The sequence below is a fragment of the Xanthomonas hydrangeae genome (assembly GCF_032697525.1).
GTDB lineage: Bacteria > Pseudomonadota > Gammaproteobacteria > Xanthomonadales > Xanthomonadaceae > Xanthomonas > Xanthomonas hydrangeae.
Window position 1 is genome coordinate 1,125,120 of record NZ_CP103836.1, and the last position, 14,260, is coordinate 1,139,379.

The window sequence follows — 14,260 nt, forward strand, 5'->3', positions numbered from 1 at the left end:
GAGGGCGCTCCTACGTTGTATCGGCAGCTATCGCATTGCTGCATGACCTGCCCCGCTCAAGCAGACGCTGCCGCAATCAGCATTCAACCCGGATGCGAATCAGCCGATATCCATGCCATAGCGCCCTGCGCGCGTTTTGGATGTCGTTGCCATGCCTGTTGTGTCGCTATTGCGTCGTCACGTTGCCAATCTCCCGCTCACCCGCAAGTTCGTCCTGCTCTGCACGCTACTGACCGTGGGTGTGATCCTGCTCGCGGTGGCTGCAGCGCGCCTGCAATATCTGGATCTGGTGGAGGCGCGCAAGCTCAGCGTCAAGACCGAGGTCGAGATGGGCCTCACCGTGATGCAGCACTATGCCGACAAGGTCAAAGCTGGCGAGTTGACGGTCGAACAGGCCAAGGCAGCGGCAAGTACAACGCTTGCCGACATGCGCACCAACGATGGCGTGGATTACTTCTTCATCGTCGATCCGCAGATGCGCATCCTGATGCATCCCAAGCGCGCCGTCGGCACCGACATGAGCGATTACAAGAGCGATGCCGGGCAGTACGTGTATCGCGACATCAAGACCGCGATCGAGCGTGGCGACGGCTTCAGCTATTACAACGCACCCAAGCCGGGTAAAAAAGAACAGTTGCCCAAGATCAGCTATGCCAAGACCTTTGCGGCCTGGAACTGGGTGTTGGTGATGGGTGTGTACGCCGAAGACATCCAGGTGCAGGCCTGGGGCTTCACGCGCACCTTGACGTTGATCGGCGGCGCGTTGGTGGCGATGGTGATCGGCCTGTGCTGGTTGATCGCCTCGGCCATGGCCGCGCCGCTGCGTGCCGCCTCGCGCACCGCAGAGGCGATCGCCTCCGGCCGTTTCGACAACGATATCCGGGTCGAATCGCGCGATGAAACCGGCCAGCTGATGCACAGCATGCAGCAGATGCAGAACCAGCTGCAGCGCTTCAACGGCGAGATGCAGACCATGATCCGTCTGCAGCAGGGCGAGAACATCGCACACCGCATCCCGGAAGATTTCCCCGGCGATTACGGCACGCTGGCGCATGGCGTGAACACGGTGGTGTTCGAACATCTGGATGCCATCAACGAAGCGATGGACGTGATGAGCGACTACGGCCGTGGCGATCTGCGCCGCGACATGCGCCGCCTGCCCGGCCAGCGCGCGGCATTGCATGAAGCGCTGGATACGGTGAAGGGCAATCTGTCGGCGATCAACAGCGATATCGCGCGCCTGGCCGATGCCGCGGCGCGCGGCGATTTCTCTGCACGTGGCGAGCAATCGCGCTACCAGTTCGCGTTTGCGGAAATGGTGCAGGCGTTGAACCGACTGATGCAGCAGGCCGATGCCGGTCTGGACGATGTGGGCCGCATCATGGCCGCCATTGCCGATGGCGATCTGTCGCAGCGGGTGGAGTCGCATTACGAAGGCGCGTTCGGCCGGCTGGCCGATGCCGCCAACCGCACCGCGATCCAGCTGACCAGCATCGTGCAGGGCATCCAGCACTCGGCCGAGATGATCAACACGGCGGCCGGCGAAATCGCCAGCGGCAATGCCGACCTGTCCACGCGTACCGAGCATCAGGCGGCGAATCTGGAAGAAACCGCCGCATCGATGGAAGAACTGACCTCCACCGTGCGCCAGAATGCCGACAACGCGCGCCAGGCCAACCAGTTGGTCAAGGGCACCGGCGATGTCGCCGAAAGCGGCGGCCGCGTGGTGCAGGAAGTGGTCAGCACCATGCAGGCGATCACGCAATCGTCGGCGCGTATTTCCGACATCATCGGCGTCATCGACGGCATTGCGTTCCAGACCAATATCCTGGCCTTGAACGCGGCTGTGGAAGCGGCACGCGCCGGCGAACAAGGCCGCGGCTTTGCGGTGGTGGCCACCGAAGTGCGCGCCCTGGCGCAGCGCTCGGCCGGTGCCGCCAAGGAGATCAAACAGCTGATTTCCGACTCGGTGGAAAAAGTCGCGCAAGGCTCGACCCTGGTGCAACAGGCCGGCAGCACCATGACCGAGGTGGTCAGTTCGGTGAAGCGCGTGACCGACATCATGGCCGAGATCACCGCTGCCAGCACCGAGCAAAGTGCGGGCATCGAGCAGGTCAGCACCACGGTGATGCAGTTGGACGAGATGACCCAGCAGAACGCCGCGCTGGTGGAAGAAGCCACGGCGGCCGCACGCAGCATGGAAGATCAGGCCGCGGATCTGACGCGCGCGGTGGCGGTGTTCCGGTTGGTGCCGGAGCAAGCTGCAACGCAACAGCGTTCGGTCGTGCAGGCGGCTTGATTGATGGATGCATAGCCCCTCGCCCTGCGGGGCGAGAAGGCACGGCATGCGCGCCACTAATGCGCATGCCTGGGTCGGCGAGGACACCGCACCAGACAGTTGCCGGTTGTTTTGTTGAAAACCATGCACACCGACCAAATCGACTGGTCCTTGCAGCCAAGCGACGGATCAACAATCAAAGCTAGGTGAGTCGAGGGCGTGGTGCCCTCACCGCTCGCGGGACACGCCGTGAACCCATCCCTGGGGGCTCGGTGGCGGCATCCATGCCCCCACACGGTCCCGCAAGCGGTGAGGACACCGCACCAAAAAGTTTGCCGGCTGTTTTATTGAAAACCATACACACCGACCATCTTGACTGGTCCTTGCCCGCCCACCGTCGCGGGACCTTACGCGGCATGGATGCCGCGTAAGAGCCTACACGGACGTACTTGCGGCGTGTCCCGCGATGGTGGGCGGGCAAGGGCCCTGCAGCCAGGCCACAGATCGCCCGCTCTGCAATCGACGCATCCACACCCTTTATCACCTCTCAAGACGACCGAGATGGTGAGCTTCATCGCGGGGAGTGAAGATTGATCGATGCGATTGCATCGCTACTCACAAAATCCAGAAGTGCAATGCGCGCTTCTGATTGATCCAATTTTTTGGGTAGGCCGTACCCTCATCCGCCCTGCGGGCACCTTCTCCCGGCGGGAGAAGGGAGTGCTCCTGATTGACGCAGCTTTGTGGGTAGGCCGTGCCCTCATCCGCCCTGCGGGCACCTTCTCCCGGCGGGAGAAGGGAGCGGCGCGCGCTTGACTACCGCGCGGCATCGCGCCCGGCAGTAGATGTGTCGTTGCCGCAGCGGGCGCGTTTTGTGGCGTACATCGCTTCGTCTGCCGCGTGCATCAGGCTGGCGGCGTCGGCGTGTTGGCCGCGTTGCCAGGCGACGCCGATGCTGGAGTGGATCGGCAGGTGTTGTTCACCGAACACGGCGCCCGCTGCGGCAGCGGTGCGAATCCGTTCTGCCACTGCCGCGCATTCGGTCTGCGGGTCTTGCAGGTCGTCCAGCAACACCACGAATTCGTCCCCGGCCAGGCGGGCCACCAGATAACGGCTGCCGGCCGCTTGCTGCAGGCAGCGACCGAAGGCCACCAGTACCGCGTCGCCGGCGCGGTGACCGTGCACGTCGTTGATGCGTTTGAAGCCGTCCAGGTCCAGGAACATCACGGCGACCGCGCGCTGTTGTTGCTGCGCCTGGGTCACCGCGATCTGCAGCGCTTCGGACCAGGCGTGGCGATTCGGCAGACCGGTCAAGGCATCGCGGGTGGCGCGTTCGTGCATCAGCCGATGCAATGACTTGTGCGCGGTGACGTCGTGCGCCATCAGGAAGAACCCTTGCGCCTGCGTCGATGCGCTCTGCGTCGCGGGCACCAAGGTGATTTCCACATCGCGCGGTGTCGCGCCGCCACGTAACACGTGTTCGAAGCTGGCGCGTTGCCCGCCGATTACCTGCGCCAGCGCAGCGCGCGCCGGGGTACTGAGGTCATCGCCCAGCACCTGGGTGAGATGGCGGCCGACCAGGCTGGACGGCTCCACGCCGAGCCAGTGGCGATGCGCTTCATTGGCGAACAGGCAACGCTGCTCGGCATCGAACTGGCTGACCAGCGTCGGTGTGGCATCGCTGATCGCGCGCAGACGCGCCTCGCTTTCGGCCAGGCGTTCGGCGGCGACATGGCGTTCGGTGACGTCCTGGATCTGCGAGACGAAATGCACCGGTGCACCGCTGCTGTCGCGCACCAGCGACACCGACAACTGCGCCCAGATCACCGCGCCCTGCTGGCTGATGTAGCGCTTGGCCATGCTGTAACTGTCGCGTTTGCCGTCGATCAATTCCTGCACAAAGCACAGATCCATCTCCAGGTCGTCGGGATGGGTGATGGTCTGGAAGGTGGTGCGCAGCAACTGCTCGCGCGGATAGCCCAGGATGCTGCACAGCGATGGGTTGACGTCGCGCCAGGCGCCGTCCAGCGAGACGATCGCCATGCCCTGCGGGGCGGTTTCGAACGCGCCCCTGAAGTGCTCGGCCGCCAGCTGCGCGGCCGCCTGCGCCTGCAGCTCGGCGGTGACGTCGATGGCCATCGCCAGGTAGCCGGCCAGTCCCTGCTGGGCGTCATGGATGACGTTGAAGCACAGCCGCACCCGCCGCAGCCCGCCGTCCTTGCGCACCAGGGTCCAGATTTCTTCTTCGAGTACATCGCCTGCGGCAGCGGCGGCCAGCTTGATATACGACGGCGGCGACAACGCAAGCGTGGCCATGTGCCGTTCGAGCTCGGCCGGCAGATGGAACTGCGCAGGGCAGCGGCCCAGCACTTCGTCCGCTGCGTAGCCCAGCAGGCGCTCGGCGCCGGGATTGAACAGCTCGATGCGCCCGTTCGGGTCGAAGGCGATGATCGCCACGTCCTGCGAAGCGTCCACCAACGACTGCAAGCGCGCACGCTCGCCCGCCAGCGCAGCCGAGGCATCGCGCAACTGGGTGATGTCGTGCATCACGCACACCGCACCCAACGCGGCGCCCTGATCGCTGACCACCGGGTCCGCGTTGCACAGTACGCTGCGCGCGGCCTGGCCGGTGGCACGGATCACCATCTCGGCATTGCGCACGTGCTCGCCGCGCCAGGCACGCACCAGGGGGATGGCTTCGGTAGGCAGCAAGGTACTGCCGTCGGCAGCGTAGAGATCGAAATGCTGCGCCCATTGCACCGGCGGCAACAGGCGCGGATCGGTGCCATGCCATTGCCGCGCGGCATGATTGAACTCGCGCAACAGGCCCTCGCTATCGCAGGCAACCACGCCATCAGGCATGGCTTCCAGCAAACGGCTCAGGGTCTGCCGCTGCGCCTGCGCGGCCAAACGGTCGCGGCGCGCCTCGAGTTGATTGGCGGCCTGGCGTGCCAGCCGGATCAGCGCCTGTTTCTGGTTTTCGTCGAGGACCCGCGATTTGGTGCTGAGCGTGCACAAGGTGCCGTATGCATAGCCTTCGCGGCCGATCAGCGGCACGCCCACATAGGAGCGAATGCCCGGCGCAGCGGTGACCAGCGGATTCAGTGCGAAGCGTGGATCGGCCTCGGCATCGGGCACCTCCAGCAGCTCGGTGCCCATCACCGCGTAAGAACAGAACGACACACTGCGCGGAGTGCCTTCCAGATCGGTGCCGCAGCGTGCCTTGAACCACTGACGGTCGGCATCCAGCAGCGACACCAGCGCCATCGGCGCGCCGCTGACGTGCGCGGCCAACCAGGCGATGTCGTCGAATTCGGCCTCGGGCTCGGTGTCCAGCACCCCCAACCGACGCACGGCCTCCACGCGCAAGGCGTCGTTGGCGGGCATCGGCACGGGCGGCAACAGGACGGTCATGGCGTGATCGGCGGGTAGCGTCTGGTCAAGGTAGGTCGCCCCAAGTAACGGCGAGGCGAGGATCAACTTGAGTCGCGCGCGGCCGGGTCCGCTTACACGGCATTTCAGATCTGCGGCCTGTCTTGGGGCACGGCAGCCGCAGCGACACTGCCAAACAGCATTTGCGGCGCCGCCAACCAGCCACTACCCTCGGCCGATTGTCCTGTTCTGGAGTGTCACATGCTGCGTCCGCTGTCCCTGTTGATCGCCGGTGTGCTCGGCGTCGCCGCCGGTACCGTTGTCCCCGTCGTCGAAGCTGCCCCGGCCAGCCTGTCCAAGGCTGCGGCCAGCAGTGCCATTCCCGAGATCGGCTACACCCGCTTCACCCTGCCCAACGGCCTGACCGTGGTGGTGCACGAAGACCACAAGGCACCGGTGGTGGCGGTGAGCATCTGGTACCACATCGGTTCCGGCGACGAGCCGGCCGGCAAGACCGGCTTTGCGCACCTGTTCGAGCATCTGATGTTTTCCGGCTCGGAGAACAACAAGGGCAGCTATTTCGCCCCGTTCGAGAAGGTCGGCGCCACCGACATGAACGGCACCACCTGGTTCGACCGCACCAACTATTTCGAAACCGTGCCGACCACCGCGCTGGATACCGCGCTGTGGATGGAATCGGACCGCATGGGCCACCTGCTCGGGGCGATCGGCCAGGAAGAACTCGATACCCAGCGTGGCGTGGTGCAGAACGAAAAACGCCAGGGCGAGAACCGCCCATACGGCCGCGTGGACCAGAACATCCTGTCCAACCTGTTCCCGGCCAATCATCCTTATCAGCACGACGCCATCGGCTCGATGGAAGACCTGGACGCGGCCTCGCTGGCCGACGTCAAACAGTGGTTCAACGACAACTATGGCGCCGCCAATACCACCCTGGTGCTGGCTGGCGACATCACCGTGGCGCAGGCGCGCGCCAAGGCGCTGCAGTATTTCGGCGATATCCCGTCCGGCAAGCCGGTGGCGCGCCAGCAGCCCTGGGTGACCCCGCTGGCGGCGCAGAAGCGTGGCGTGCAGCACGACCATGTCTCGCAGCCGCGCATCTACCGCACCTGGGTCGCGCCGCAACTGGGCAGCGATGCGGCGATCCAGCTGGACCTGGCCACCACCGTGCTCGGCGGTGGCAAGACCTCGCGGCTGTATCAGCGGCTGGTCTACCAGGACAATCTGGTCGATAACGTGTCGGCGGCGATCCAGCCGTTCGCGCTGTCCAGCCAGGTGCAGATCCAGGCCGACGTAAAGGACGGCGTGGATCCGGCCAAGGTCGAGGCAATCATCGACGAGGAACTCAAGAAATTCATCGCCCAGGGCCCCACCGCCGACGAACTGCAGCGTGCGCAGGTGGCCTACCGTGCCGGCTTCGTGCGCGGGCTGGAAAAGGTCGGCGGGTTCACCGGCAAGGCGGTGATCCTGGCCGAGGGTCAGGTCTATCGCGGCGACCCGGGCGCCTACAAACAGGATCTGCAGCGCGGCCAGGCTGCCGGCGTCGACAGCGTCAAGCAGGCCGCTGCCAGCTGGTTCGGCAAGGGCGACTATCTGCTCACCGTGTTGCCGGCCGGCAAGGATTTCGACCCCGCCGCCGAAGACAAGGCGGTGGTCGCACGTGGCGAAGAACCCGGTAAACCGGCACCCAAGCTGCCGGCCGCCGGCAAGTACAAGATCACCGCCTCCACGCTGGACCGCAGCAAGGGCGTGCCGGAGACCAATCAGTTCCCCGATCTGAGCTTCCCGCAGTTGCAGCGCGGCAAGTTGAAGAATGGCATCGAGGTGATCCTGGCCGAGCGTCACACCATCCCGGTGACCCAGGTGGAGCTGCTGTTCGATGCCGGTTATGCGGCCGACCAGGGCCACAAGCTGGGCACCGCCAGCTTCAGCGCCGCGCTGATGAACGAGAGCACCGCCGCGCTGGATTCGGTGGAAGTGGCGCAGCGCCGCCAGCGCCTGGGCGCGATCACCGCAGTCGGCTGCGATCTGGACAGCTGCAGCGCCTCGCTGGATGCGCTCAACGACCAACTGCAGCCCTCGCTGCAATTGTTCTCCGACATCGTGCGCAACCCGGCCTTCAAGGCCGCCGACATCGAGCGCATCCGCAGCCAGTGGCTGGCCGGCATCGCACAGGAAAAGACCCAGCCCAACAGCCTGGCGCTGCGGGCGCTGCCGCCGCTGCTGTTCGGCCAGAACCACCCCTACGGCATCCCGCTCACCGGCAGCGGCACCGAGGCGGCCATCAAGAGCCTCAACGCCCAGGACCTGCAGGCCTTCCACCGCCAGTGGCTGCGTCCGGACAACCTGCGCATCCTGGTCGCCGGCGACACCACGCTGGCGCAGATCATCCCGCAGCTCGATGCCGCCTTCGGCGACTGGGAGGCCCCTGCCGCGCCGTTGCCGAAGAAGAACCTGGCCAACGTCGCTGCGCAGCCCAAGCCGCGCGTGTATTTGATCAATCGCCCGGATGCGCCGCAGTCGGTGATTCTGGCCGGCCTGCTCGCACCGTCCACCAAGGCGCCGGACAACCTGGCCATCGGCGTGGCCAACGGCGCCTTCGGCGGCACCTTCACCTCGCGGTTGAACATGAACCTGCGCGAGAACAAGCGCTGGGCCTACGGTGCCGGCACCCGCATGATGGACGCGCAGGGCCAGCGGCCGTATCTGTTCTCGGCACCGGTGCAGACCGACAAGACCGCCGAATCGGCCAACGAGATCCTCAAGGAAGCCACCGCGATCATCGGCGACAAGCCGCTGACCGGCGAGGAGATCGAGAAGATCAAGAACCAGCGCATCCGCGCCCTGCCCGGCAGCTTCGAAACCACCGGCGCGGTGCTGGGTGCGATCGAAGGCATCGTGCAGTTCGAGCGCCCGGACGATTACGTGCAGACGCTCAAGCCGCGCCTGGAAGCGATCGACCAGCCGGCCGCGCAGAAAGCCATCAAGGAAATCATCGCGCCCAAGGCGATGACCTGGGTGATCGTGGGCGATCTGAAGAAGATCGAAGCCCCGGTGCGTGCGCTCAAGCTGGGCGAGGTGCAGGTGCTGGACGTGGACGGCAAGCCGGTCAAGCGCTGAGGGCGGTTGACCCACCGGCTACGCTGCTGCCAAGCGGCGCGGTCGGGTTGTATGGCGTTGGGATGTCTCCAGACGCACGGGCAGGATGCCTGCACGTGACTGCGTGCAGGCCGATCAGGAACTGCAAGGACGCAGCCTGCAGCTTCAGGCGACACCTGCGCCGCCATACAAGCTTCGGCGTTCGGCGGCGACAGGCAACCTTGCCGCATCCATGCCCGCTGGTGGCTCGCCGTGCGCGTAGTGGTTGCGCGGATCATCCATATCGGAGCTGTCGCCCAGGTGCAGATTGTTGAACAGATGCAACTGCCCATCGCGCAGCCGCGGGCCGCGCGCAGCAACCGCGTTGCTGCGTCTTCCCATGCTCGGTGTCAGGTCACGCCAACGCACCTGGCCGATATCCACGCCGCGTTATCGGCCACGGCGGTATCGTGGCAGCTCCCCTTATTCGCGCTTGTCCGGCCTATACGATGAAAGAAATGCCCATGGCTGACGAAGCCTCTCGCCAACAGGTTCTGGATGGCTACCGCATCGTCGACAGCCTGCCCGAGGACACTTATCAAGACGTCGTGCAGGTGGCGGCTTCGTTGTGCGGCACGCCGATCGCACTGATGTCGCTGGTCGACCGCGACCGCCAGTGGTTCAAGGCCCAACTGGGTCTGGGCATGCAGCAGACTGATCGCAGCCAGGCAGTGTGCGATCACGCCATCCGTAGCCCCGAGCACCTGATGGAAGTGCACGACCTCACCCAGGACATCCGCTTCGCCGATATCTCGGTGGTCGCCGGCGAGACCGGCGCGCGTTTCTACGCCGGCATGCCGCTGGTCACCTCCGACGGCGTGGCGCTGGGCACGGTTTGCGTGCTCGACACCGAGCCGCGCACGCTTACCGACATTCAACGCACCGGGCTGCAGGCATTGGCGCGCGTCACCATGCGCCTGCTGGACGAGCGCAAGCGCGAATTGCAGCTCGAGCGCGATGCGATCCTCCAGCCGGTCGCACCGGTTGCCAGCCAGGCCAGCGTCGACACCGGCTATCACCTGGTCATCCTGGAAGTGCAGGAACTGGCCGCACTGCTCGAACAGCAAAGCGAGCGACTACTGGGCCGCGCCTTGCAACAACTTGATCAGGCGCTGGCCGCGCATGTGCAGAGCGGCAGCGGCAGCGGCGACAGCGTGGACCGGGTCACCGACAGCGCCGAGTTCATCGCCGTGCTGCGCGGCCCCGATGCAGAACAGAAATTGCTGGGTTTGCGCCAGATCGCCCAACAACAACACGCGCTCGGTCTTACCGTCCTGATCGGCGAAGCGCAGGCAACCCGTGGCGATGAACCGATCGGCCAGGTATTCCTGCGTGCGGAAGTGGCGCTGAGTATCGAAAAAGACCGCTATCGGCAGAGTCTGGCGTAGGGCGGACTCAGACAAGAGTATGGCTCAGTAAGAGTATGGCGTGGACAGACTCATAGCCTGCTGTAGCGCTGGGGCTCGCCGTATGCAGAGGTAGCGCTCGGATCGGCCTTATGTAGCGCTGGGATCGGCCTTATGTAGCGCTGGGATTGGCGTTGTGTAGCGCTGGGATTGGCGTTGTGTAGAGCTCGGATTGGGCTGTTGTGAGGCGGGCGTCGCCGTGATTCGACTTCTGACGGCCATACGCGGCTGGGCGGGTTGGCTGGCCGGTTGGGCGCATGAAGGCATAGGGGCAAGAGCGGCTTGTCCCCTTCTCCCATCGGGAGAAGGTGGCGCACAGCGCCGGATGAGGGTGCGGTTGCCAAGCGATCGTGCAGCGCCTGGTGTGCAAGCTCCTGCAAACCCTGGCTGCCTCCAACCAAAACACATCCCTCACTCGTCGATTTAGAGCGGCTGGAAGGGGATTGAACAGTGTGGATGCTTCCAGCTTTAGAGCGGATGATCTGCGGCTTGGCTGCAAGGCCCTTGCCCGCCCACCATCGCGGGACACGCCGCAAGTACGTCCCTGTAGGCTCTTACGCGGCATCCATGCCGCGTAAGGTCCCGCGACGGTGGACGGGCAAGGACCCGTCGAGATGGTCGGTGTGCCTGGTGCAAGCAATGCATGATGTGCGTTAGTCGGATAACGTCGCCTCCGAAAATCTTCTCATCGCAAGCCGAGCAACAGGCAGGTTTATATCCCGCAACCGACCAACGTCCTGGTGCGGTGTCCTCGCCGCTTGTGGGACCGTGTGGCGGCATGGATGCCGCCACCGAGCCTCCACGGATGGATTCACGGCGTGTCCCGCGAGCGGTAATGGCACCGCACACCCGACCTCCTCATCCTCACGCATCAACGGTGCGAGTGTGGCCGACACGCTGCCGCTACTGACACAGCGTCAGAGAGGTTCTGTTAGCCGCTCTTGGTCAGCTGCACTAACCAACCCACTCACCCAGTCGCACACTGCTTCAACTGACGATCGGCATACCACAGCGCGCGGCGGGCCAGATCGTAGGCGCTGTCGGCCTGGCGCGGCAGCATTTGCGCGGCCATCACCGGGTCGGCGCCGTTGTTCAAGGCGTGCTCGGCGCGCTCAAGATCGCCCAGATGCGTGCGCACCGGCGACAACAGCGTCTTGCGTTTTGACGCGTCGCAACGCGCACTGCGTTGTTCCAGCGCCGCCAGCGCCTCGCGGATGCGGCGGCTGGCTTCGCCCTTGAGATCGGGCGGCGTCTCGTGCGCGATCGGTGCGGCCTTGTAGGCATCGCCGGTCGCTTCGCTGCCCATCTCTGCCCGATTGCCGGCCAACGCGGGGTTGAAGCGCACATCCGGCGGTGGTCGCGCCTTGGCCACCTGCGTCTGCGGCCCGTTGAGCATGTCGTTGAATTTTTTCATGCCGCGATTCATTTCCTGCATCGCCACATCGCCCAGCGTGCCGTCGCTCTTCCAGTCCTTGGCAAAGCGCGTGTCCTGGTATTGCACCGGGTTGACCCGTTCCATGACATTGCGCGCCTTGGCCTGCGCGCGCTCATCGCTCATGCCCGGCGGCACGGCGGCACCGTTTTGCGCCATCGGATCTATTTGCGCCGTTTGCGGCATGCGCAGACGGCCTTCGCGGGTATAGAGCTGGGCCGCCATCGATTCGTTGGCCGGCGCATTGGCGGCGGCCACCTGACGCTGCGGCGGTGGGGTCCGTGTGGGTGGCGGCGCGCTGCGGGCGGCCGATGTCGATGCGGCGGCAGGCGCAGCGCGCGGTGTGTGCTCGCGTGGTTGCGGCGGCTCCACCGGTGCCGGCAGCGTCAATTGCGGGCGCGGCACGAAATACACCTGCAAACTATCGTCGTGTCGCAGGGTTTCGCGCGGCGGCGGCATATACAGCAACAGGCAGGCAAGAAAGAACAGCATGGCGCCCGTGCATGCGACTGCGGCGACATGCGGGACAAGCGTTTCCTTCCTGCGGGTAGTCACAATGCGGGAGACCGATGAGATGAGAGATTCGCACGCCACACCGTGAACCCGGTGCAGGACGCGCAAATCTAGCGGGCGCAGCGCCCGCGCGCGTTTGAAATTCGTTGTCTGGGCAGAAAGAGCCAGCCGCCATTCACGTTGAGCGCTGGGTCACACGGCCTCCTCGCCCCGGTAAAGCCGCTGGCAGACTTCGCAGAAGAACGCACGCCGCCCGGCCTTGCCCAGGTGCTTGCGATACTGCAGCGGCGCGCCATCGCGCGGGCAGCTGGTTTTGGTATGCACCTGGTAATTCTTTTTCAGCACGAAGGCCTTTTTCCAGGTGTAGAAATCGAAACTGTACGCGCGCGCCTGGGTGACCAGTTCGCCAAGCTTGCGCGCCGGCAACGCGCCCACTGCGCTCTCCGGATGCACGCGGATGCGGTGCAGCACCTCGTTCTTGATGATGTTGCCGACCCCGGCAAAGATGCTCTGATCCAGCAATGCATCGGCGGCGAGCATGGATGGCGCGGCGCGCAACTTGCGCCGTGCCTGTGCGCCATCCCAACGTGGATTCATGACATCCGCCGTCCAGTCGTACACCTCGTCCAAGGGGCGCTCGATCAACTGTACCGAGCAGGCGTAGAAGTTCAGCAGCTGACCCTTGGAAAATTCCAGACGCAAACGCGGCACCGCATTGGGCTTGTCTTCGTCGATGCGATAACTGCCGAACAACAAAAAATGGATGCGCACGCTGAACTGCGCGCACTCGATCAAAAAGTGCTTGCCCCAGCTACGTAATGCCAGCACTTTCTGTTGATCCAGGCGCGCGATGTCCTGCTTGCTGTTGCCGGAAACACGCAGGATCTTGCGACCGACAAAGGCCTCGGTTTGTTCGCGCAGGATGACAAGGGACGGGCCTTCTGGCATGCGCCTAGTATCGAAGTCGCGGGTGAGTCGGCCGTGATCGCACTGCACACGCAATGCTGACGCGCGCGCATGCATAGAGTGCTGCCCGATCGCATCGCTCACCCGTCATGTCGTCTCGTTCGTCCATCGCCGTGCCGCGTGTGCGCTGTGGCTGTGCAGGCTGGTCGATTGCGGCCGCCGACCGCGCGGCGTTTGGCGACGGCGCCAGCGTGTTGCAACGCTACGCCACGCGTTTCGATGCGGTGTAAATCAACTCCTCGTTCCATCGCCCGCACCGTGCCAGCACATACGCGCGTTGGGCCGACAGCGTGCCGGAGGATTTCCGTTTTTCGGTCAAGTTGCCGCGCAGCATCAGCCACGATGCGCGCCTGCATGCGGCCGGTCCGTTGCTGGATGCGTTTCTGGCCCAGGCCGGCGCGCTGGGCACGCGGCTGGGCTGCCTGCTGCTGCAACTGCCGCCCAGCGCCGCCTTCGATGCGCGGGTGGCGGCCAGGTTCTTCGCGATGCTGCGGCGGCGCTGGGACGGCGGCGTGGTGTGCGAGCCGCGCCACCCCAGCTGGTTTCTGCCGCAGGCACAAGCGCTGCTGACGCGCCACCGCATCGCACGCTGCGCCGCCGACCCGGCGCCGGTGCCGCAAGCCGCCGCACCAGGCCCAACCGCCGGGCCGTACTACTGGCGCTGGCATGGCGCACCGCGCATCTACTACAGCAGTTACCACGACAGCGCGCTGCAGGCATTGGCCGACGCGGTGCGTCATACCCCACCCGACGGTATGCATCCGCAGGCCGAACGCTGGGTGATCTTCGACAACACTGCCGCCGGGCTGGCAGTACCCAACGCGCTACAGCTGCAGCGCTTGCTGGGAACCGACCGCAAGCGCTAGCCCGTGTTGATGGAGCTTGTGAGAGCACGTCCCGTCTGCGTGCGGCGGCGCGCCCAACAACACACCCCATCAACTGGATGAGCGCGGTCGGTCGCCCAGGATCGCCATCCACCTCCACATGCAGCGCTTTACAGCGGCCAACAAACCTACGGCGCGGCTGCCAGGCGGGCGCGGTTGGTACTCGCAATCGCAGCTAAGACCGCCACGGCTGGTGCGCATCTTGCAGTGAACAGGCCGACTACGCCGAACCGCACCTGCTCAAGCTGCC

The 14,260-nt window shown here is 65.1% G+C and carries 7 protein-coding genes and 1 pseudogene; 4 read left to right on the plus strand and 4 right to left on the minus strand.

Going from position 1 to position 14,260, the window contains the following annotated elements; genetic code table 11:
* Positions 1 to 169 precede the first annotated feature (169 nt).
* Positions 170 to 2,299 (plus strand): methyl-accepting chemotaxis protein, encoded by a 2,130-nt coding sequence (locus NYR97_RS04520; RefSeq protein ID WP_316698017.1) that lies wholly within the window; start codon positions 170 to 172, stop codon positions 2,297 to 2,299.
* A gap of 795 nt (positions 2,300 to 3,094) precedes the next feature.
* On the opposite strand, the gene NYR97_RS04525 is transcribed toward NYR97_RS04520, so the two are convergent.
* Positions 3,095 to 5,800 (minus strand): PAS domain S-box protein, encoded by a 2,706-nt coding sequence (locus tag NYR97_RS04525; RefSeq protein ID WP_316698020.1) that lies wholly within the window; start codon positions 5,798 to 5,800, stop codon positions 3,095 to 3,097.
* Positions 5,801 to 5,911: 111 nt separating this feature from the next.
* On the opposite strand from NYR97_RS04525, the gene NYR97_RS04530 reads away from it, so the two are divergent.
* Positions 5,912 to 8,791, plus strand: coding sequence for a M16 family metallopeptidase (locus NYR97_RS04530; RefSeq protein ID WP_316696860.1), 2,880 nt, complete (start codon positions 5,912 to 5,914; stop codon positions 8,789 to 8,791).
* 144 nt (positions 8,792 to 8,935) lie between these two features.
* Here NYR97_RS04530 and NYR97_RS04535 read toward each other — a convergent pair whose 3' ends face one another.
* On the minus strand, positions 8,936 to 9,151 hold the full coding sequence (locus tag NYR97_RS04535) for a hypothetical protein (RefSeq protein WP_316696861.1): 216 nt from the start codon (positions 9,149 to 9,151) through the stop codon (positions 8,936 to 8,938).
* A 107-nt stretch (positions 9,152 to 9,258) separates the two neighbouring features.
* Between NYR97_RS04535 and NYR97_RS04540 the strand changes: the two genes are divergently transcribed.
* A complete protein-coding gene (locus NYR97_RS04540) occupies positions 9,259 to 10,197 on the plus strand; it encodes a GAF domain-containing protein (protein ID WP_316696862.1) in 939 nt (312 codons plus the stop codon).
* A 985-nt stretch (positions 10,198 to 11,182) separates the two neighbouring features.
* Here NYR97_RS04540 and NYR97_RS04545 read toward each other — a convergent pair.
* Both NYR97_RS04545 and NYR97_RS04550 read right to left on the minus strand, forming a co-directional pair.
* Complete coding sequence (locus NYR97_RS04545) at positions 11,183 to 12,202, minus strand: hypothetical protein (RefSeq protein ID WP_316696863.1); 1,020 nt, start codon at positions 12,200 to 12,202, stop codon at positions 11,183 to 11,185.
* 150 nt (positions 12,203 to 12,352) lie between these two features.
* A complete protein-coding gene (locus NYR97_RS04550) occupies positions 12,353 to 13,108 on the minus strand; it encodes a DNA-formamidopyrimidine glycosylase family protein (RefSeq protein ID WP_316696864.1) in 756 nt (251 codons plus the stop codon).
* 107 nt (positions 13,109 to 13,215) lie between these two features.
* Between NYR97_RS04550 and NYR97_RS04555 the strand changes: the two are divergent.
* A pseudogene (locus NYR97_RS04555) lies at positions 13,216 to 13,992 on the plus strand (DUF72 domain-containing protein).
* Positions 13,993 to 14,260: the final 268 nt, after the last annotated feature.

Bases quoted from the DNA above. Each gene is read 5' to 3' on its own strand.
- NYR97_RS04530 (WP_316696860.1), top strand. From the start codon at position 5,912: ATGCTGCGTCCGCTGTCCCTGTTGATCGCCGGTGTGCTCGGCGTCGCC.
- NYR97_RS04535 (WP_316696861.1), bottom strand. From the start codon at position 9,151: ATGGGAAGACGCAGCAACGCGGTTGCTGCGCGCGGCCCGCGGCTGCGC.
- NYR97_RS04540 (WP_316696862.1), top strand. From the start codon at position 9,259: ATGAAAGAAATGCCCATGGCTGACGAAGCCTCTCGCCAACAGGTTCTG.
- NYR97_RS04550 (WP_316696864.1), bottom strand. From the start codon at position 13,108: ATGCCAGAAGGCCCGTCCCTTGTCATCCTGCGCGAACAAACCGAGGCC.